16 protein-coding genes are annotated in these 19,202 nt (G+C 67.6%); 4 read left to right on the forward strand and 12 right to left on the reverse strand.

Annotated elements, in window-relative coordinates:
- Positions 1 to 11: 11 nt before the first annotated feature.
- Positions 12 to 1,352 (reverse strand): D-amino acid dehydrogenase, encoded by a 1,341-nt coding sequence (locus tag KW830_RS12045; RefSeq protein WP_066538590.1) that lies wholly within the window; start codon positions 1,350 to 1,352, stop codon positions 12 to 14.
- Positions 1,353 to 1,448: 96 nt separating this feature from the next.
- On the opposite strand from KW830_RS12045, the gene KW830_RS12050 reads away from it, so the two are divergent.
- Together KW830_RS12050 and KW830_RS12055 are read left to right on the forward strand one after the other, a co-directional pair.
- Positions 1,449 to 2,372, forward strand: a complete 924-nt coding sequence (locus tag KW830_RS12050; RefSeq protein WP_066538592.1) for a LysR family transcriptional regulator ArgP — start codon at positions 1,449 to 1,451, stop codon at positions 2,370 to 2,372.
- Positions 2,373 to 2,444: 72 nt separating this feature from the next.
- The gene (locus tag KW830_RS12055) at positions 2,445 to 3,128 is read left to right on the forward strand and encodes a TetR/AcrR family transcriptional regulator (RefSeq protein WP_172591881.1); all 684 of its coding nucleotides are present in this window, start codon (positions 2,445 to 2,447) and stop codon (positions 3,126 to 3,128) included.
- Positions 3,129 to 3,258: 130 nt separating this feature from the next.
- On the opposite strand, the gene KW830_RS12060 is transcribed toward KW830_RS12055, so the two are convergent.
- From KW830_RS12060 to KW830_RS12070, 3 genes are all read right to left on the reverse strand, one after another.
- Entirely contained in the window at positions 3,259 to 3,681 is a 423-nt protein-coding gene (locus tag KW830_RS12060) for a universal stress protein (protein ID WP_218333309.1), read from the reverse strand.
- Between the two features lie 107 nt (positions 3,682 to 3,788).
- Complete coding sequence (locus KW830_RS12065) at positions 3,789 to 4,643, reverse strand: metallophosphoesterase (RefSeq protein ID WP_218333310.1); 855 nt, start codon at positions 4,641 to 4,643, stop codon at positions 3,789 to 3,791.
- 45 nt (positions 4,644 to 4,688) lie between these two features.
- Positions 4,689 to 5,657, reverse strand: coding sequence for a LysR family transcriptional regulator (locus tag KW830_RS12070; protein WP_066538601.1), 969 nt, complete (start codon positions 5,655 to 5,657; stop codon positions 4,689 to 4,691).
- Between the two features lie 129 nt (positions 5,658 to 5,786).
- Here KW830_RS12070 and KW830_RS12075 point away from each other — a divergent pair, with 129 nt between their 5' ends.
- Entirely contained in the window at positions 5,787 to 6,200 is a 414-nt protein-coding gene (locus tag KW830_RS12075; RefSeq protein ID WP_066538602.1) for a hypothetical protein, read from the forward strand.
- 197 nt (positions 6,201 to 6,397) lie between these two features.
- Here the strand turns inward: KW830_RS12075 and KW830_RS12080 are convergent, their stop codons facing one another.
- The 8 genes from KW830_RS12080 to recQ all read right to left on the reverse strand — a co-directional run bounded on the left by KW830_RS12080 (position 6,398) and on the right by recQ (position 18,311).
- Positions 6,398 to 8,266 carry a phosphoenolpyruvate carboxykinase (GTP) gene (locus KW830_RS12080; protein ID WP_066538603.1) on the reverse strand — a complete coding sequence of 623 codons (1,869 nt, stop codon included), beginning with the start codon at positions 8,264 to 8,266 and terminating at the stop codon, positions 6,398 to 6,400.
- A gap of 286 nt (positions 8,267 to 8,552) precedes the next feature.
- Positions 8,553 to 8,705, reverse strand: a complete 153-nt coding sequence (locus tag KW830_RS12085; protein WP_172591880.1) for a hypothetical protein — start codon at positions 8,703 to 8,705, stop codon at positions 8,553 to 8,555.
- Positions 8,706 to 8,913: 208 nt separating this feature from the next.
- Positions 8,914 to 10,113: a threonine ammonia-lyase gene (locus KW830_RS12090; RefSeq protein ID WP_218333311.1), complete on the reverse strand. Its 1,200-nt coding sequence runs from the start codon at positions 10,111 to 10,113 to the stop codon at positions 8,914 to 8,916.
- Positions 10,114 to 10,305: 192 nt separating this feature from the next.
- Positions 10,306 to 12,765, reverse strand: coding sequence for a TonB-dependent siderophore receptor (locus KW830_RS12095; protein WP_218333312.1), 2,460 nt, complete (start codon positions 12,763 to 12,765; stop codon positions 10,306 to 10,308).
- Positions 12,766 to 12,948: 183 nt separating this feature from the next.
- Entirely contained in the window at positions 12,949 to 13,977 is a 1,029-nt protein-coding gene (locus tag KW830_RS12100; RefSeq protein ID WP_218333313.1) for a FecR domain-containing protein, read from the reverse strand.
- Position 13,978: 1 nt separating this feature from the next.
- On the reverse strand, positions 13,979 to 14,494 hold the full coding sequence (locus tag KW830_RS12105) for a sigma-70 family RNA polymerase sigma factor (RefSeq protein WP_066538609.1): 516 nt from the start codon (positions 14,492 to 14,494) through the stop codon (positions 13,979 to 13,981).
- A 166-nt stretch (positions 14,495 to 14,660) separates the two neighbouring features.
- Positions 14,661 to 16,325, reverse strand: coding sequence for an acyl-CoA dehydrogenase family protein (locus tag KW830_RS12110; RefSeq protein ID WP_218333314.1), 1,665 nt, complete (start codon positions 16,323 to 16,325; stop codon positions 14,661 to 14,663).
- Between the two features lie 117 nt (positions 16,326 to 16,442).
- A complete protein-coding gene (gene recQ / locus KW830_RS12115) occupies positions 16,443 to 18,311 on the reverse strand; it encodes a DNA helicase RecQ (RefSeq protein ID WP_066538612.1) in 1,869 nt (622 codons plus the stop codon).
- Positions 18,312 to 18,597: 286 nt separating this feature from the next.
- Between recQ and KW830_RS12120 the strand changes: the two genes are divergently transcribed.
- A complete protein-coding gene (locus tag KW830_RS12120; protein WP_192334596.1) occupies positions 18,598 to 19,158 on the forward strand; it encodes an acyloxyacyl hydrolase in 561 nt (186 codons plus the stop codon).
- Positions 19,159 to 19,202 lie beyond the last annotated feature (44 nt).

Here is a 19,202-nt window from a genome sequence, read left to right on the forward strand (position 1 = left end):
AGTCAACCCGATCAGGCCTCGACCGGGCGCTGGTGCCAGGCGACAGGGTCGCGGCCCTGGCCCAGAAAACCGAAGTCCATGGCCGGGCGCTCGCCGGAGATCAGCGCCGCCAGGGCCTTGCCCGAGCCGGCGCCATGCGTCCAGCCCAGGGTGCCGTGGCCGGCGTTGACCCACAGCCTGCCCACGCCGGTATGGCCGATGAACGGGATGTTGGTGGGCGTGGCCGGGCGCAGGCCGCACCAGTAGTTGGGCTGGCCGCCTTCGGCTTCGGAGCGGGTATCGCACACACCGGGCAGGATTTCTTCGATGCGCTCGCTCAGCATGCGGCAGCGGGCCTGGGCCACGGGACTGTCCAGCGACAGGTCGAAGCCGCCCAGCTCGATGGTGCCGGCCACGCGCAGCTGGTCGCCGAAACGGCTCATGGCGATCTTGCGCGCGTCGTCAATGCACGACACAAACGGCGCGGCATCGGGCTGCAGGATGCGGAAGGTGGCGCTGTAGCCCTTGCCGGGGTAGATGGGCAGGTCCACGCCCACGGTACGCAGCAGCGGCGCGCTGTAGCTGCCGCAGGCCACGACAAAGCTGTCGGCCGTCAGCGTCTGTTCGCGGCCCGGGCCATCGTCCAGGCGCTGGCGCACGGTGATGGACTGCACCTCGCCGCCGGCCTGGTTCAGGCGCAGCACATCGTGGCCGTAGAGAAACTGCACGCCGCGCTGTGCGCACAACTGGGCCAGCTGCTGGGTGAAGGCACGGGCGTCGCCGCTTTCATCGGTGGGTGTGAAGGTGCCGCCAAAGATCTGGTCCTTGTATGGCGTGAAAGCCGGCTCGATGCGCAGCAGCTCGTCGCGGCTGACCAGCTGGCGCTGCACGCCGTGCTGGCGCATGATTTCCACCGCCTCGCCGGCCTCCTCGAAGGCCTGGGCGCTGGAGTAGAAGTGCGCAATGCCGCGCTCCAGCCGGTGGTAGCTGATGCCGGTCTCCGCCACCATCTGCTGCAGGGCGGTGTGGCTGTAGGCGCCCAGGGCCACGATCTGCTGCACATTGCGGGCGAAGGCGCGGTCGTTGCACTGGCCCAGGAATTGCAGCGCCCAACGCCACTGCTGCCAGTCCAGCTGGGGACGGAACAGCAGCGGCGCCTGCGCGTCGAACATCCACTTCAGCGCCTTCAACGGGGCTTCGCGGTTGGCCCAGGGTTCGCAGTAGCTGACCGAGATCTGGCCAGCGTTGGCGAAGCTGGTCTCCTGCGCTGCCTCGGCCTGGCGGTCGATGACGATCACGTCGTGGCCACGGGCACGCAGGTGCCATGCGGTGCTGATGCCGATGATGCCGGCGCCGAGGATGATGGTTTTCATGGAGCGCAGTGTGGTGTGCCACCCGCAGGACGCCAAGCCGGATTACATTCCTTGTGAATCCATAAGCGCAGCTAATACAACGCAGGAGAAGACGCGATGCAGCATTGGGACCCGGTGGCCTTGGAGTGCCTGGCCGCCATTGTGGAAACGGGTGGGTTCGAGAAGGCCGCGCAGCGCCTGCATGTCACGCAGTCGGCCGTCTCGCAGCGCCTGCGGGCGCTGGAGGAGCAGGCCGGATCGGTACTGGTGGTGCGCAGCCGGCCCCTTCGGCCCACGCGCGCCGGGCAGTTGCTGCTCAAGCATGCCCAGCAGTTGCGCCTGCTGCGGGCCGATCTGGCGCGCGACATGCAGACCCTGGCGCCCCACACGGCCGGCTCCGGCGCCGGGGTGGGCCTGGCCGTCGCGGTCAATGCCGACAGCATTGCCACCTGGGCCCTGGAGGCGCTGACGCCGCTGGTGCGCGCAGGGATTGCGCTGGAAGTGATCACGGACGACCAGGATTTCACCCAGGAATGGCTGCGTTCCGGCGAGGTGCTGGGCTGCGTGACCACCTTGCGCCAGCCGCTGCAGGGCTGCCGTGTGCAGCCGCTGGGCGCCATGCGCTATCTGGCCGTGGCAGCGCCGGAGTACGCGGCCGCCCACCTGCCGCAGGGGCTGAACGCCCACAACTTCCACCGTGTGCCGTTTCTGTGCTTCAACCGCAAGGACGATATGCAAAGCGAGTTCGTGGCGCGCCTGCTGGGCCTGTCCCAGGTGGTGCTGAACAGCCTTTACCTGCCCAATTCCGAAGCCCAGGTGCGGGCGGTGGAGGCCGGCTGGGGCGTGGGCGTGCTGCCGGAACTGCTGGTGCGCGACCGTCTGTCACATGGGCGGCTGGTCGACGTCGCGCCGGGTACGATGCTATCCATCGACCTGTACTGGCATTGCTGGAACCTGGACTCCAGCCTGCTGCGCCAATTGACGGACACCCTGCTCCAAGGCGCAAAAGTGAACCTCAAAGACAATTGTTCAGAAAGGTGAGCCGTTGTCTGACTGATGGCAAACAGGTCCGGTGTTAATTTCGATCCATATGTAACAAATATTAATCTGACCGTGTCCAATCGACCGTCCTTCAGCCACGTCTCCTTCCGGGACATGATGCACAGGGCCCGCAAGGAAGCCATCCTGGAAGAGTGCACCCGCTTGCTCAGCGAGCGGGGCTATGACGCCATGACGCTGGACCAGGTGGCCGAAGCCGCCGGTATGGCCAAGGCCGTGCTGTACAAACATTTCAAAGGCAAGGAAGACCTGTGCTGTGAAGTCATGGTGCGGGGTCTGGAACGTGCCCAGGGGTTCCTGGACGGCCTGCCCGCCCGCATGGTAGCCAGTCAGCGGCTGCAGGCCTTTGTGCGCTGGGTGCTGCAGGCCCAGCTGAACTCCGATGCACCGCTGCTGGCCGAGCGCAAGTCCGAAATCCGCCATGCGCTCAAGGCCTCGGAACCCTACCAGCTGGCGCTGCAGGGCCTGAGCACGCGCCTGGAAGAATGGATTGTGCAGGCGCAGGAAGCCGGTCATATCCACCCCGGCTGGCCCCTGCTGGTGGCCCGTCAGATGCTGATGACCCGCGCCGTCGATCCCATGGTGGACGCGCTGATGCACACCCAGGCCTACAGCCACGACGAAGTGGTGGAGTGGTGCGTCAAGACCTGCATGGCCACGCTGCATGCCTCACCGGAATACCTGCCGCTGTCCCAGAAGGCCAAACCGGCCAAGAAGAGCATGCTGGCCGTGGGCTGACTGCGCAGCGGCAGCCGCAGCTTTCGCCGCGGCAGGGGTTCCCGCCCACAAAAAAAACCGGCCTCCGAGGGACCGGTTTTTTTGTGGTGCACGGCCCGGAGGCAACTCCGGCCATGCAGGGGCAGGCGCCTCAGCGAATCAGCATCACCGGGACGTCGCAGTTGGCCAGCACCTGGGTGCTGACCGAACCCATCACCAACTTGCCCAGCGCGCCGTGGCCGTGGGTGCCCATGATGATCAGGTCGTACTTGCCTTCCACGGCTTCCTTGGCAATGGCCTCACCGGCGGGGCCCACCTTGGCGATGCGCGTGGGCTGGACGTTGTGGCGGGCCAGGAATTCACACACCGGATCCAGCACCTTGGCCGACTCTTCGGCGTAGTAGGCGTCCACGGTTTCCTTGCCCAGGGCAGCGCGGGCGCGGGGGGGCAGAGCCGACTGCACCGTGATCGCACTGTAGGCATGGGTGCCGACAGTGAGCTCTTCGTGCGTGGTCATGTAGGCCAGCATCTTCTTGGTGTAGGGGCTGCCATCGACAGCAAGCAGAATCTTCATGATGGTTTCTCCATGAGTGAACAGGCACAGGTTATTGCGGGTTGCTGCTTGTTGTCTTGACGCATGTCATGTTTTTTTGAAAGCGGAGGCCCTGCGCCTGCAATGCATCATAGAGCCAAGCTTTGCGCGGGGTGGAATTTGTCCTGCTCTCCCTTGCGCGCATAGCCCAGCGGGTTGGCGTGCACGCGGCACTGCCAGGCGCTGCCATCGGCCCGCAGGCCCTGGGCGGTGTAGTCCACCGGGGTGTGCAGATGCCCGTGCAGCCACAGCTGGGCACAGGGCAGCAGATCGTCCAGCGCATTGCAAAAGCCCGCCGTGCCGGGCACCATGCCATAGCGGGGGTCGCTGCTGCGCAGGCTGGGTGCGAAATGGGTCACGGCCACGGTGGGCCCGTCAAAAGGCTGGGCCAGGGCCGTGCGCAGCCATTCCTGGCACACCAGCGCCTGCTCGCGCATGGGTGCCGCCAGAAATGGTTCGCCGTGGCGGGTGCCACCGGTTTTCTGCAGGTAGAAGTTGGCCGCGCGAAAGGACTTGTCGCGCAGCTTCAGCAGCCGGCCCACGTCACCGGCCTGCACCTGGTCGTCCAGCAGGGCGATGGCGTCATAGTCGGTCCACAGCGTGGTGCCGACAAAGCGTACGCCGTCCAGCACGGCGGTGTCGCGCTCCAGCCAGATCAGCCCCAGCCGGTCGCAGATGCGGCGCAGCCGGGCGTGCGCCGCATCCCAGTCCTGGGCGTCGTACTCATGGTTGCCGGGTACAAACACCACCGGGCATGGCCAGCCGGCGTACTGCGGCAGCGGGGAAAAGCGTTCCAGGCCGAAACAGTCGTCCTGCAGCAGGCTGCCGTCCTGGTAGGAGCCGATATCGCCGGCCAGCACCAGCACATTGGCGTCGGCGGCGGGTTCCGGAACAAACTGCGGATGCACTTCCAAGTGCAGGTCGGACAAAAGCTGGATGCGCATGGAGCGCTATTGTCCCGGAATGTCGCACCGCGCCGTTGCGGCGGGTCACAGCGGATGCTGCAATGCCAGCGCCTGCTGTGCGGCCCGGCCCAGGGCCTGCACCATCCAGTCGTAGGCCGGTCGGTTGGGGCCGCGCTTGTGCCACAGCGCATCCACATGCACGGCCATCACGTCCAGCGGCAGCTTGGCAATGTGCAGCTCCTCGGCCATGTGGCTGATGGGCACGAAGTGGCGCGGCATCACCGTCACCAGATCGGTCTGCGCCACCACGCGGGCCGCGGTGCCGTACTGGTTCACCGTCAGCGCGATGTGGCGCTTCTTGCCCAGCGAGGCCAGGGCTTCGTCGATGAAGCCCCAGGCCCGGCCGGAGAAGCTGACCAGCGCATGGCGCGCGGCGCAGTAGCGCTCCAGCGTCAGCGGCTGGCGCGACAGCGGGTGGTCGCGGCGCATGGCGGCCACATACTGGCCGTCATACAGGCGCCGGCTTTCGTAGGCCACCAGGGCTCCGGACTGGGCGCGGGCCGTCAGATCGGCCAGTACGGCCGGAAAGTTGCCGATGGCCAGATCGGCGGTTTCCTCGTCCAGCAGGCTGCGCGGGTCGCGCGTGGTCAGCGGCAGGATGCGCACCGTCACGCCGGGCGCCTCCACCTCCAGGATCTCCAGCAGGTGCGGAATCAGCGTGCCCGCGGTGGCGTCGGCCATCACCAGCACCAGCGTGGTCTTGGCGGTGGCGGGGTCAAAGCGTTCAGGCGCCAGGTTGTCGGCCAGGCTGGCCAGCGCTTCGCGCACCACGGGCCACAGCGCCTGGGCGCGGGGCGTGGGCTGCACGCCCTGGCCGTGGCGTACCAGCAACTCGTCGCCCATGGCATCGCGCAGGCGGCGCATGGCGTTGCTGACGGCGGGTTGGGTGATGGCCAGGTTTTCGGCGGCGCGGGTCAGGCTGCGTTCGGACATGACCTCGTCGAACACGCGCAGCAGGTTCAGGTCCAGGGTGCGGAAGTTAAGCGGTGTCATGGCGTTGTCATCACTGATGTGAATACTGTAGATTCAAAATATAAATTTGAACAAGCATGGGGTAAACCCTATAGTTCTTCCATCGCCCAGCATTTCGCCACAAGCGATGTTCCCAGGGGTTTTACTGCCATGAGCAATTTCATCTACAACTCTTACTGTGTCGTGCACCCCGGTGCCGAGCAAATTTCCCTGACCGCCGAATACCGCCCGGTCCAGGAAGCGGCTGCCCCCGTGCGCCGTTCCGCACATTTTTCCTTTGTCTGGCCCCTGGTGGCCGTGATGGCCCTGCTGGCCGCATTTGCGTCGGCCGGTGAAGGCTCGGCCCTGCTGGTGGGCATGCTGCTGTGGGTGCTGGCGCTGGCCGGCTGGGCACTGAGCATGTCCTCCGTGCGCCGCAGCCTGGTGTCGCTGCGCCAGGGCCTGCGCGCCTGGCAACACAGCCGCCGCATGGCAGCAGAAGATGAACGCACCTGGAACATGGCCCTGCAGGACGCCCGTCTGATGGCAGACCTGGCCCGCGCCATGGACCGCCAGGAACGCTGATACGCGGATTCCCGTTCCGCGCCGGCTGCGGCACCCGCTGCAGCCCCTCTGTCGAAAGCCACCGCTCACCAGGCTGTGGCTTTTTTCATGCCATGAAAAAAGGAGCGTGCTGTGCACGCTCCTTTGGCTTTGCAGGCGCCTGTGGCAGGCAGACACCGGAAGCATCTGCATACGAGGCACCTGTTTGGAACAACGGCTTAGGCGGCCAGGCGGGCTTCCAGCGCTTTCTTGGTGGCCAGCAGTTCCTGCGGCAGGTTGTAGGCCAGCTGGTCGAAGTGGGCGGTGTGCAGCTGCATTTCCTCGTTCCAGGCGGCCTTGTCGATGCTGGTCACGCTGGCGAACTGGTCGGCGCTAAAGTCCAGGCCGGTCCAGTTGATTTCGCCATAGGTGGGGGCCACGCCGAACGCGGTCTGCTGGCCCTGGGCACGGCCTTCGATGCGGTCGATCATCCACTTCAGCACGCGCATGTTCTCACCGTAGCCGGGCCAGACGAACTTGCCGTCGGCGTCCTTGCGGAACCAGTTGGTGGTGAAGATCTTGGGCAGCGTGGCGCCCTGGGCTTCGATCTTGGCCCCCAGGTTCAGCCAGTGCTGGAAATAGTCGCTCATGTTGTAGCCGGCGAACGGCAGCATGGCGAACGGATCGCGGCGCACCACGCCTTGCGCGCCAAAGGCGGCGGCCGTGGTCTCGGAACCCATGGTGGCGGCCATGTAGACGCCTTCGGTCCAGTTGCGGGCTTCGGTCACCAGCGGCACGGTGGTGGAGCGGCGGCCGCCGAAGATCATGGCATCGATCTTCACGCCCTTGGGGTCGTCCCAGGCTTCGTCCAGCGCGGGGTTGTTGGTCGCGGCCACGGTAAAGCGGGCGTTGGGGTGGGCGGCCTTGGCGCCGGTTTCCTTGGCGATGGCTGGGGTCCAGTCCTGGCCCTTCCAGTCGATCAGATGGTCCGGCAGCTTGCCCTGGTCTTTTTCCAGGCCTTCCCACCACACATCGCCGTCATCGGTCAGCGCCACGTTGGTGAAGATGACGTTCTTGTCCAGGCTCTGCATGCAGTTCGGGTTGGTCAGCAGGTTGGTGCCCGGAGCCACACCGAAATACCCCGCTTCGGGGTTGATGGCGCGCAGCGAGCCATCGGCCTGGGGCTTGATCCAGGCGATGTCGTCACCGATGGTGGTGACCTTCCAGCCTTCGAAGCCGGTGGGCGGCACCAGCATGGAGAAGTTGGTCTTGCCGCAGGCGCTGGGGAAGGCCGCCGCCACGTGGTACTTCTGGCCTTCGGGGTTGGTCACGCCCAGGATCAGCATGTGTTCGGCCAGCCAGCCCTGGTCGCGGCCCATGGTGGAGGCAATGCGCAGTGCAAAGCACTTCTTGCCCAGCAAGGCATTGCCGCCGTAGCCCGAGCCGTAGGACCAGATTTCGCGCGTTTCGGGGTAGTGGACGATGTACTTGGTCGTGGGGTTGCAAGGCCAGCTGGTCTGGTCGGTTTCGCCAGCCGCCAGCGGCGCGCCCACGGTGTGCACGCAGGGCACGAACTCGCCGTCGGTGCCGAGCACGTCGTACACGGCCTTGCCCATGCGGGTCATGATCTGCATGTTGACGGCCACATAGGCACTGTCGGACAGCTCGATGCCGATGTGGGCAATGGGCGAACCCAGCGGGCCCATGGAGAACGGCACCACATACATGGTGCGGCCTGTCATACAGCCGTCAAACAGCGGCTGCAAAGTGGCACGCATCTCGGCGGGGGCCATCCAGTTGTTGGTGGGGCCGGCATCTTCCTTGCGGGCCGAGCAGATGTAGGTGCGGTCTTCGACACGGGCCACGTCCGACGGGTCGGACCAGGCCAGAAAGCTGCCGGGGCGCTTGGCGGGGTTGAGCTTCTTGAACGTGCCGGCGTCCACCAGCTGCTGGCAGAGGGCGTCGTACTCTTCCTGCGAGCCGTCGCACCAGTGGATCCGGGCGGGCTTGCACAGTGCGGCCATTTCGGCCACCCAGGCGATCAGCTTGGGGTTTTTCACGAAGGCGGGCGCCTGCAGCTGCAGGGCCTGGGGGGCGAGGGCGTTCATCGAAGGATCTCCTGATAGTGGGTAAACGGTTTTGCCGAACCGGGCACGCGCGGGGCGTACCAACAAGGGGCGGTTGGGCAAAGCAGCTCGTCCATAAGGGGCACTGCGGGCGCTATCAGGCAGCCGATGACCGGCGCCGGGAAAGCCATTCTAGGAAGGCGGCTGTAAAAAGCCAGTGGGACAACCCGGAAAACTATGTCTCATATGCATAGATATATGCATAAAGCAGAAATTCGCCGGCATGAAAAAAGCCCCTTGCGGGGCAGTTTTCGAGGGCGGGTGCCGTTCACGCCATGTTCACGGCGATGAAGGCCAGCAGGAACATCATCACGGCCCCCACCAGCGGCAGCACGATGGGAATCAGGGGCACCACCGCCTCGGCGGCGTCGTCGGGATTGATCTGGGGCTGCGCATCGTGGGCAGCGGGGTCATGGCTCATGCGTTCACTCCTTGCGGGCAGTCGGACAACCAGGTGGCGGGTGCGCCACGCAGACCTCGTTCGTGCTGCCATTGTGGAAGGGACGCCACGGCCCGGCTACAGGGTTATCCACGGCGCAGGTCCGGGGGCGTGGCAGGCCGGCTCCACCGCCGGGGGCCGTCACCCCGCCCCGCAACCAGGGGGCGGGGCGCCACGGTACCCAAGGATCTCAGGCGCGCGCGGCCTGCATGCCGGCAGCCCGCAGCGCTTCCAGCACCTGTTCCACATGCTGCTGGTTGCGGGTCTGCAGCACAAAGTCGATTTCCACGTTCTGCGCGGCCAGCAGCGTGAAGGCGCGCTGGTGGTGGACTTCCTCGATGTTGGCGCCGGCGGCGGCCACGGTGGCGGTGATCTGGGCCAGCACGCCGGGCACATCGCGTGCACTGACGCGCACGCGCGCCAGACGGCCGGAGCGCACCATGCCGCGCTCGATGATGGCGGCCAGCAGCAGCGGATCGATGTTGCCGCCGGACAGGATCAGGCCCACCTTCTGGCCGGCGAACTTCTCGCGGTGGCGGATCAGGGCGGCCAGACCGGCAGCGCCCGCGCCTTCGACCAGGGTCTTCTCGATCTCCAGCAGCATCAGCACGGCCTGCTCGATATCGCCTTCATCCACCAGCAGCAGCTCGTCCACCAGCCGTTTGACCACCTCGCGGGTGATGGTGCCGGCCGTGGCCACGGCAATCCCTTCCGCGATGGTGGACTGGCCCATGGGCAGGTCCGTGCCCTGCACGGCGTTGAGCATGGACGGAAAGCGCTGCGTCTGCACCCCCACCACGCGGATGCCGGGCTTGAGCGCCTTGGCGGCCGTGGCCACCCCGGCAATCAGGCCGCCGCCGCCGATGGCCACCACCAGGGTGTCCAGGTCGGGCTGGACGGCCAGCATTTCCAGGGCCAGCGTGCCCTGGCCGGCCGCCACGGCCTCGTCGTCGAAGGGGTGGACAAAGGTCAGGTTCTGTTCCTTGGCCAGCAGGAAGGCGTGCTGGCGCGCCTCCTCCAGGGTGTCGCCGTGCAGCACCACTTCGGCGCCAAAGCCACGGGTGCGCTCCACCTTCACGCCGGGGGTGAAGCGCGGCATCACGATCACGGCACGCAGGCCCATGCGCTGTGCGTGGTATGCCACACCCTGGGCGTGGTTGCCGGCGCTCATGGCAATCACGCCGCGCGCCTTTTCCTCGGCGCTCAGCAGCTGCAGCCGGTTGCTGGCACCACGTTCCTTGAAGGAGGCCGTGAACTGCAGGTTCTCGAACTTGAGGAACACCTGCGCGCCCACGATCTGCGAGAGCGTCTCGGATTCGACGCAGGGCGTTTGCAGCACCTGGTCACGCAGTCGGGTGGCGGCGGCTTGGATATCGGCGTAGGTCAGCATGGTCGGGGCGGGTGCGGAAAGTGCAGGCGGCAAAGTCTGACAGATTGCCATATCTGCCGCACTGCCGCTGCCATCGAGCCATGCACCGGTCGCCGGGAGGGCTCTGCGCGGCATCGGTGCCGGACAGGTTCCCCTCCAACGGCTTCTGTGCCGCTTGCTTGCGCCGCCTTCGGTCGCGCAGGCAGCGCTGCGTCAGAAGTCGTAGCGCGCGCTGAGGTTCAGGCTGCGCGGTGCGCCCCAGGTGTAGAACAGCCCCTGGGCGTTGAAGTTGGTCACACCCGCGAAGTAGCGTTTGTCCAGCGCGTTGTTCACATTGGCGGCCACGCTCCAGTGGCGGTCGACCTGGTAGCGGGCCATCAGATCCACCAGCCAGTAGGCATCCTGGCGCAGCGTGGTCGCCCCCCGGCTGGTGGAGATGTCGCTCTGCCAGCGGGTGGCCGCGCCCACGGTCAGCCCTTGCAGGGCCGAATCGCGGAACTGGTAGGTGGTGCCCAGCTTGAACTGGTATTTGGGCGTGGTGCTGGACGAGTCCAGCGTGCTGCTGTTCATCACAAAGCCGCCCTGCAGCTGCCAGCCGCGGGCCAGCTCGCCAGACAGCTCCAGCTCCCAGCCGCGGCGCGTGACGCCGCTGACCGCCCGCGAGATGGTATCGCCCGCGGGCGTCTGGCCCACGGTTTCGGCGGTGTTGTCGGTCTTCATCCAGAAGTAGGCGGCGCTGGCGTTCAGGCGCTTGTCAAAGAACTCGCCCTTGGCGCCGATCTCGTAGGTCTTGCCTTCTTCCGGCGGCAGCGTCTGTTCGCTGGCGTTCTTGGCGCTCTGGGCCTGGAAGATGCTGGCGTAGCTGGCATACAGCGACACATCGCGGGCCACATCCACCACCAGACCGGCATAGGGCGTCACCACGCCGCGTTCGTGCAGGTCGTAGTTGTACCAGCTGACGTCGGAGACATCCTTCTGGTCGTAATTGGTGGCGCGGGCGCCGACGATCAGCTTGACCGGGTCGGCCAGGCTGAAGCGGCCGGCCGCATAGACATAGTTGCGCTTGCGGCTGAACAGGTCGTCGGAGTAGGTCAGGCCGCTGAGGTTGACATTCGGCAGCGCGCCGCCCCCCTGGGCATAGTCCAGGCCCAGCGCGCCCAGCGTGGTGTTGTCGCCGCCGCCGCGCTGCAGATTGATGCGGCTCTTGGAAGCCCCGGCACCCAGCAGCAGATCGTGCTGGCGGCCGAACAGGGAGAAGGGCCCTTGCACGTCCACCTGGATGCTCTGGTTGCGCGTCGTGTTCTCGCCATAGCGGCCAAAGTTCACGGCGCCCGGCAGGGCGTTGTTCATATAGCCCAGCAGTTGCTCGGGCACGTCGATTTCCTCGTGCACCAGCTGCAGCTTGGCCTTCCAGCCCTGACCGAAGTTGTGTTCCAGCCGGGTGAACAGGTTCAGGCCTTTTTGGTCGTAGCCGGCCCAGCGCGCACCGTTGTTGTAGGAGCGCGGCATCCAGCCCACAAAGGCGCCAGTACCGGAATAGGCCTGGAGGGGCGTGGTGGCGCCCGAGCCGTGCAGCGAGCGTTCGCGGTAGGTGACGCCGGCGCTCAGCAGGGTGTCGGGCGAGAGGTCGTATTCCAGCGTGCCGTAGACCATGCGGCCGCTGGAGTCCTCGTAGTCGCGGAAGCCGCGGGCGCGCTTTTCCGACAGCACCAGCCGCCCGCGCAGGCTGCCTTCGGCATTCAGCGGGCCGGCAATGTCGGCATCGGCGCGGTAGCTGTCCCAGCTGCCGGCGCTGGCCTCCACATGGGCCTGGAATTCCTTGGTCGGGCGCTTGCGGATCAGGTTGATCGTGGCGCCGTAGTTGCCGTCACCATTCATCAGGCCGGACGAGCCCTTGAGCACCTCGACGCGGTCGATGTCGGCCAGGTCGTCCATGGTGTAGAGCGTGTGGGTGTTGAAGCCCCAGCCGCTGGAGAGCTGGCGCGAGCCGTCCACCTGCAGGTTGGCGGTGCTGCCCCGCACGTTGTAGGTGACCATCTGGTTCTGGCGGCTCACCGTCAGGCCGGGCGTCTGCTCCATCACATCGGTCAGCGTCTGCAGCTTGAAGTCTTCCATGCGCTGGCGGGTGAAGACGGTGACCGACTGCGGGGTCTCGCGCAGCGTCAGCGCCAGGCCGGTGGCGGCACCGCTGGGGCCTGCGGCCGTGTAGCGGCCCGTGCCTTCGGTGGTCCCGTCCGCCACCGTGGCGGCGGCCGTCACCTTCACTTCAGCCAGCGTGGCCGCGCCGCCGCTGCTGCGCTGGGCGGCTTCGGGGATGCGGCGCAGCGCGTAGGCGCCGCTGGCGTCGGGCACGGCTTCCAGGCCGGTGCCGGCCAGCAGGGCGGCCAGGGACTGGGCCACGCCCTGTGTGCCCTGGGCACCGCTGGTCTGCAGACCGGCCACCAGATCAGGGGCAAAGCTGATCAGTGCTCCGGATTCGCGGCCCAGGCGGTTCAGGGCCGAGGCCAGCGTGCCTGCGGGGATGGTGTAGCTGCGCTGTGCCTGGGCGGTGCTGGTTTGGGCCAGCGCCGGCAGGGCGGGCAGGGCCGTGGCGCAGGCGATCAGGCTGGCGCACAGCAACTGGGTGGCCCGCGCCGTGGCGGTGGGCTGGGGGTGAAGCGGTCGGCGGTTCATGCGGTGGAATCCCTCGGTGGATAGGCAAAAAGCAGGGCTGGCGCGTGGGCGCAGTCCGTCTGAGGGGCTTGACACGCAAGGGGCCGGAAATGGCCGGTTTTTTTGCCGATTTTTGAGAAGAAGGCCGCAGATGTTTTCCAGGAAAGCCTGGTCTGCTATGCAATTCGGAGTGAATTTCCGGTGTCAGCTGCGGCGTTCCACCGTGACCCACCAGCGGGTGCGCGCTTGCAGTTGCACCGGCAGGGCACGGGTGAGGGCGTTCAGCACCCGGTCCGTGTCGGCCAGGGGGTAGGCGCCCGAGACCCGCAGGCCGGCGGCATTGGGGGCACAGCGCAGCAGGCCGGAGCGGTAGCGCGACAGCTCGGCCAGGAAGTCGGGCAGGGGCATGTCGTTCACCACCAGCATGCCGTCGTGCCAGGCCCCCGCGCCTTCGGCCAAGGGGGTGGCAGGACCGGCCTGGCTGCGTCCGAGCGTGGCCTGCTCTCCGGCTTCCAGGCGCAGCGCGTCCTGCGGAGCCTGGACTGGGTGCAGCTCCACCGCGCCTTCCAGCACCGCCACGCTGGTGTGCTGTGCGTGCTGGCGCACCGTGAAGCGGGTGCCGATGGCGCGCACTAGGCCTTCGGCCGTGCGCACCCGCAGCGGACGTGGCTGGCCGGTGGTGGCATCCGGGGTGTTGTCAGGCGCGCTGTGCACCAGGATTTCACCGGCGCGCAGCACGATCAGGCGTTCGGTGGCGCTGTAGTGCAGGTCCACCGCCGTGGCGGTGTTGAGCCACAGCCGCGTGCCGTCGGCCAGCTCGCGGCTGCGTTGCTCCCCCGTGGCCGTGGCCAGGTCGGCCGCCAGGCGCTGCCAGTGGGGCTGGCCCAGGCCGCTCTGCTGCCAGGCCAGCAGGCCGCCGGTGCCGGCCGTCAGCAGCAGTGCCAGACGCAGGGCATGGCGCCGGCCGTGGCCGGACGCGGTCAAGGCCTGGCGCGCGACCGAGGCCGGCAGGCCGTGCAGCTGCTGCTGCCACTGTGCATCCAGGGTGGCGATGCGCTGCCAGGCCTGGGCATGCAGCGGGTCGGCCTGCAGCCAGCGCTGCCATTGCTGCCGGGTGCGTTCGGAGGGTGGGGCGCTGTCATCGTCCAGGGTCAGCAGCCAGTGCACGGCGGCACGGGCCACGGCAGGCGGGATGGTGGCCGTAGCCGGAGGAGGGGGAGCCGGTTGGTCCATCTCACTCCCCCATGCCGAAGTAGCAGCGCTCGGCGGCTGTGGCCAGGTGGCGGCGTACCGTGGTGCGGGAGAGACCGAGCTGCTGGGCAATTTCTTCCTGGGTCAGCTCTTCCAGCCGCCACAGCAAAAAGGCCTGGCGGGCCACGGCGGGTAGGCCGTCCAGCAGCTGGTCGATGGCGACCAGGGTTTCCAGCACCATCAGCTGGACATCGGGGGGCGGTGCGACGGGGTCGGGCAGGGCGCCGAGCGCCTCCAGGTAGGCGCGTTCGATCTGGCGCCGGCGCAGGTGGTTGGACAGCAGGCGCTGGGCAATGGTGGTCAGATAGGCGCGGGGCTCCGCCACCTGGTCCAGTGGCGGACCGGGCGCCGTCCAGGCGCGCAAAAACGTGCTTTGCGCCAGATCCGCCGCGTCCCAGGGGCAGCCGATCTTGCGGCGCAGCCGCGCCACCAGCCAGCCATGGTGCTGCAGGTAGAACGTCTGCAGGGTATGGGCTGCAGCGCTGAGGGAGGCGGACATGGAAAAGTCTGGAGTCTATGAATAAGAATTGTTCGTATTCTATGGACTCTGCAATTCCATGCGGGCGCATCGCCCCACAGAGGCTGCGCGGACCCCGCCCCGTGTCTGCCGGGCGCCACAGTGCGGTCCGGGCGGTGGGCGCACGGAACGGTTGGGTGGCGCGGGTTCAGGCCGGCAAGGCGCGTTCCAGCAGCGCCGCCACATCCAGCGTACGGGCGTCGATGGCGCCCACCACGCGGGCGCTGCCGTGCACGATGCGGGTGGCGATGAAGGCGTCGGCCACCCAGGACGGGGCATGGCGGCGCAGCAGGCAGGCCTGGGCTACCAGCACCAGCTTCTGGGCGATCAGGCGGGCCAGCAGCTCCTGCTCGGCAGGGGGGCGGTGCAGCAGGGCCTGCAGGGCATGGAGCTCGGTCAGCAGGTGGCTGTCTTCCCCGGCGGCATCCATCAGGTGGGCGAGCAGGGCCTGGCTGCCTTCGGGCTCCCGGCCCAGCGCACGCAGCATGTCCAGGCACATGATGTTGCCCGAGCCTTCCCAGATGCTGTTGACCGGCGCTTCGCGGAACAGCCGTGCCACCACGGCGGGCTCCACATAGCCGTTGCCGCCCAGCACCTCCATGGCTTCCCCTGCCACCTCGACCGCGCGCTTGCAGACCCAGAACTTGGCGGCCGGTGTCATCAGGCGTTTCCAGGCCCGCTCTGCCGGGGCCGGGTCGGCGCCTTCGCAGGCTTCGAAGGCGCGGGCCAGGCGCATGGCCAGCATGGTGGCGGCTTCGCTTTCCAGCGCCAGGTCGGCCAGCACGCTGCGCATCAGCGGCTGCTGCACCAGCGGCTTGCCAAAGGCCTGGCGGCGCTGGGCATGGTGCAGCGCCTGGACCAGCGCCTGGCGCAGGATGGCACTGCTGCCCAGCACGCAGCACAGGCGGGTGGTGGTGGCCATCTCGATGATGGTGGGAATGCCCCGGCCGGGCTCGCCCAGCAGCAGGCCGTAGGCGCCATGGAATTCCACCTCGCTGCTGGCGTTGCTGCGGTTGCCCACCTTGTCCTTGAGCTGCAGCAGGTGCACGGCGTTGCGCGTGCCGTCGGGCTGCCAGCGTGGCACCCAGAAGCAGGCGGGGCCGGCGTCGGGCGTTTGCGCCACCACCAGGTGGGCATCGCTCATCGGCGCCGAGAAAAACCATTTGTGCCCCGTGAGCCGGTAGGCCTGGCCGTGCCCTGATGCCTCGTCGGGCACGGCCTGCGTGGTGTTGGCGCGCACGTCGGAGCCGCCCTGTTTTTCCGTCATGCCCATGCCCACCCACAGCGCCTGCTTGTCGGGCCAGGGACGGTCCTGGGCATCGAAGTGGCGGGACAGCAGCCCGGCCTTGATGTGGGGCCACAGCGCGGTCTCGTGGCGCAGCACGCCGATGGCGGCGGTGGTCATGGTGGCGGGGCACAGCGAGCCCTGTTCCACCTGGCCGTGCAGATAGAAGCCCGCTGCCCAGGCGGTCCAGCGGCCGGCGCGGGTGTTCTCGTAGGGCAGCCCGACCAGGCCCTGTTCGCGGTACAGCGTGAGCAGGGCATGCCAGCAGGGGTGGTAGTGCACGGTGTTGGTGCGCCGCCCGCGGGCATCGAAGGCCTGGAGCCTGGGGGCATGGGTATTGGCCAGCTGGGCCCATTGCCAGGTGGCCGGCGAGGTGACGCGCTGGGCGTAGTCCTGCAGCGAGGGCAGGGCCCAGCTGGCGTGGTCCTGCTGCACGGCGTGGAGCAGGGCCGCATCATGCTGCAGCGGTGCCTGCTGGCACGGTTCATCGACCTGGTTGAAAACCTCGTGGGTGTCGTCAGAAGCCATCGTCATACCTCCCAGCAGCAGTAGCGGGGCAGTATGGCGGGTTTGCCGGTGTGCGGGTATTAGCAGGTTTCCCGATCGCCGCCTGCGGGGGCGGCGGGCGGTGCCCGCAGGGGGGCCTCAGACCGAGGGGCCGCCGATGACCCGCAGGACTTCCGCGCCGTAGGCATCCAGCTTTTTGCTGCCGATGCCGCTGATGCTGCCCAGGGCCTGCAGCGAGCCGGGGCATTGCTCGGCGATCGCGGCCAAGGTGGCATCCTGGAAGATCACATAGGCCGGCAGATTGTGCGATTTGGCCACTTCCGAACGCCAGGCCTTGAGGTTGATGAAGCGCGCCTGCGCATCCGGGCCCAGGTTGGCGGCGGCGGCATTGGGCTGCACGCCGCGCTTGGTGCTGCGGCTGCGGGCGGCGGCCACGGTTTCGCGCAGCTGCACCTGCACCTCGCCGCGCAGCACGTCGCGGGAGCCGCTGGTCAGGCACAGGGTGTCGAACACATGGCCGCTGTTTTCGCTGGTCACCTTGTGCAGGCCCAGAGCGCCGGTGGCCAGCAGCTGGCGCATCACGCCGCGCAGCTGGGTTTCGCTGTAGCCCTTGCCGATGCCGAAGGTGGAGACCTTGTCGTGCAGGAACTGGCGCACCTTGTCGGTGTCCTTGCCGCGCAGCACGTCCATGATGTGGCCGGCACCAAAGGTGAGGGCGCTCATCTCGTGCACGCGGTAGATGGTGGACAGCAGCTTGCGCGCGGCGTCCGTGCCGTCCCACACCGTGGGGGGATGCAGGCAGTTGTCGCAATTGCCGCAGGGGCTGGAAGTCTCCCCGAAGTACTGCAGCAGGCGCACGCGGCGGCAGTCGGTGGCTTCGGCCAGCGACAGCAGGGCATCGAGCTTGCTGCGCAGCACGGCCTTGAATTCTTCCTCGGCCCCGCCTTCGTCGATCATGCGCCGCTGGTTGACCACGTCACTCAGGCCATAGGCCATCCAGGCATGGGCGGGCAGTCCGTCGCGGCCGGCGCGGCCGGTTTCCTGGTAGTAGCCCTCGATGTTCTTGGGCATGTCCACGTGGGCCACAAAGCGCACATCGGGTTTGTCGATGCCCATGCCGAAGGCGATGGTGGCTACCATCACGATGCCTTCTTCGCGCAGGAAGCGGTCCTGGTGCTGCTGGCGCACTTCGGACGGGAAGCCCGCGTGGTAGGGCAGGGCGTTGATGCCGGCCTGCTGCAGGGTCTGGGCGATTTCCTCCACCCGGCGGCGCGACTGGCAGTACACCACGCCGGCTTCGTCCGCATGCTCGTTCTGGATGAAACGCAGCAGCTGCTGCGTCACATCCTTTTTCTCGACGATGGTGTAGCGGATGTTGGGCCGGTCGAAGCTGCTGACGAACTGCTGTGCCTGTTCCAGGTGCAGGCGCTCGACGATGTCGGCCCGCGTCAGCGCATCGGCCGTGGCGGTCAGCGCGATGCGCGGCACGCCGGCATAGCGCTCGTGCAGCACCGACAGGGCACGGTATTCGGGGCGGAAGTCATGGCCCCATTGGCTCACGCAGTGCGCTTCGTCGATGGCAAACAGGCTCAGCTGGCCCTGGGCGTGCAGGTCGTCCAGCAGGCCCAGAAAGCGCGGCGTCACCAGCCGCTCGGGGGCGGCGTAGAGCAGGGTCAGCTGGCCGCTTTGCAGCTGCCATTCCACCTGCTGGGCTTCGTCGTAGCTGAGCGACGAATTCAGGAACGCCGCACTCACCCCGGCTTCGTGCAGCGCGCCCACCTGGTCGTGCATCAGCGCGATCAGCGGCGACACCACAATGGCCACGCCCTGTCCGGCCTGCTGGCGCACGATGGCGGGCACCTGGTAGCACAGGCTTTTGCCGCCCCCGGTGGGCATCAGCACCAGCGCATCGCCGCCCGCCACCACCTGGTCCACGATGGCTGCCTGGGGGCCCCGGAAGGAGGCATAGCCAAAAACGTTCTGGAGGGTGGACAGGGCGGCAGACAAGGGGAATCTCGAAAAGTGAGCGCGCGGTGCAGGCAGGGCGGGCTGTAGAGGGAGTTTTTATCGGGAGGTCCACCGAAGGTGGCGGCCGCTATTGTGCGCCGGCCCGTCCGCGCAACGGCATTGCAGGGGCTTGGCGTGGCTCCCCGGGTGCCCCAGCCAATGCGGCATTGGCTGACAGCGTGCGGCCCGCCGGCCTACTCCGGGGCCGCGGTTTTCTCTGCAGACTGGACAGGCCACACACACAGGCCAGCCCCGACCGTCTGGCCATTCCACCGAGGAGCAGCCCATGCATGTCCACGCCCTGCGCGGGATCGCCACCGGCGTCACCGTCTTTGCCGCCCTGGCGGCCGGGAGCCCGGCCCGGGCCCAGGAAGCCCCCACCCTGTACCTGCAGGGCGGGGCGGGTGAGCGCGAAGCCTACGCCACCACCGTGGGCCTGACCTGGCCCTGGACCAGCTGGTCCTGGGCACTGGGCAGCGGTGTGGTGCGCGGGCAGTGGGACGGGTATCTGGGCAACTGGTCCAGCCGCCCGCAGGCATCGGCGCGGCGCAACACCCTGGTGCTGGGCCTGGGGCCCAGCCTGCGCTGGCGTGGTGCTGCGGGCCAATCCCCCTGGTTTGTGGAACTGGGAACCGGTGTGAGCTGGTTCAGCCGCCACTACCGCAATGGCAGCGATGCCTTCGGCAGCCGGGTCAACTTCTCCAGCCATCTGGGGCTGGGGCGCAACTTCGGCCCCCAGCGGGCGCATGAGCTGTCGCTGCGCATCCAGCACAGCTCCAATGCCGGCATCAAGGAGCCCAATCCGGGCGAGAACTTTCTGCTGCTGCGCTACGCCCACGTGTTCTGAGGGGGCGCACTTGCCCGATGGGCCACAGCGGAATTGCCGCAGGG

This window comes from Comamonas sp. CMM03, from assembly GCF_019218715.1.
In the GTDB taxonomy this organism is placed as follows: Bacteria; Pseudomonadota; Gammaproteobacteria; order Burkholderiales; family Burkholderiaceae_C; genus Comamonas; species Comamonas terrigena.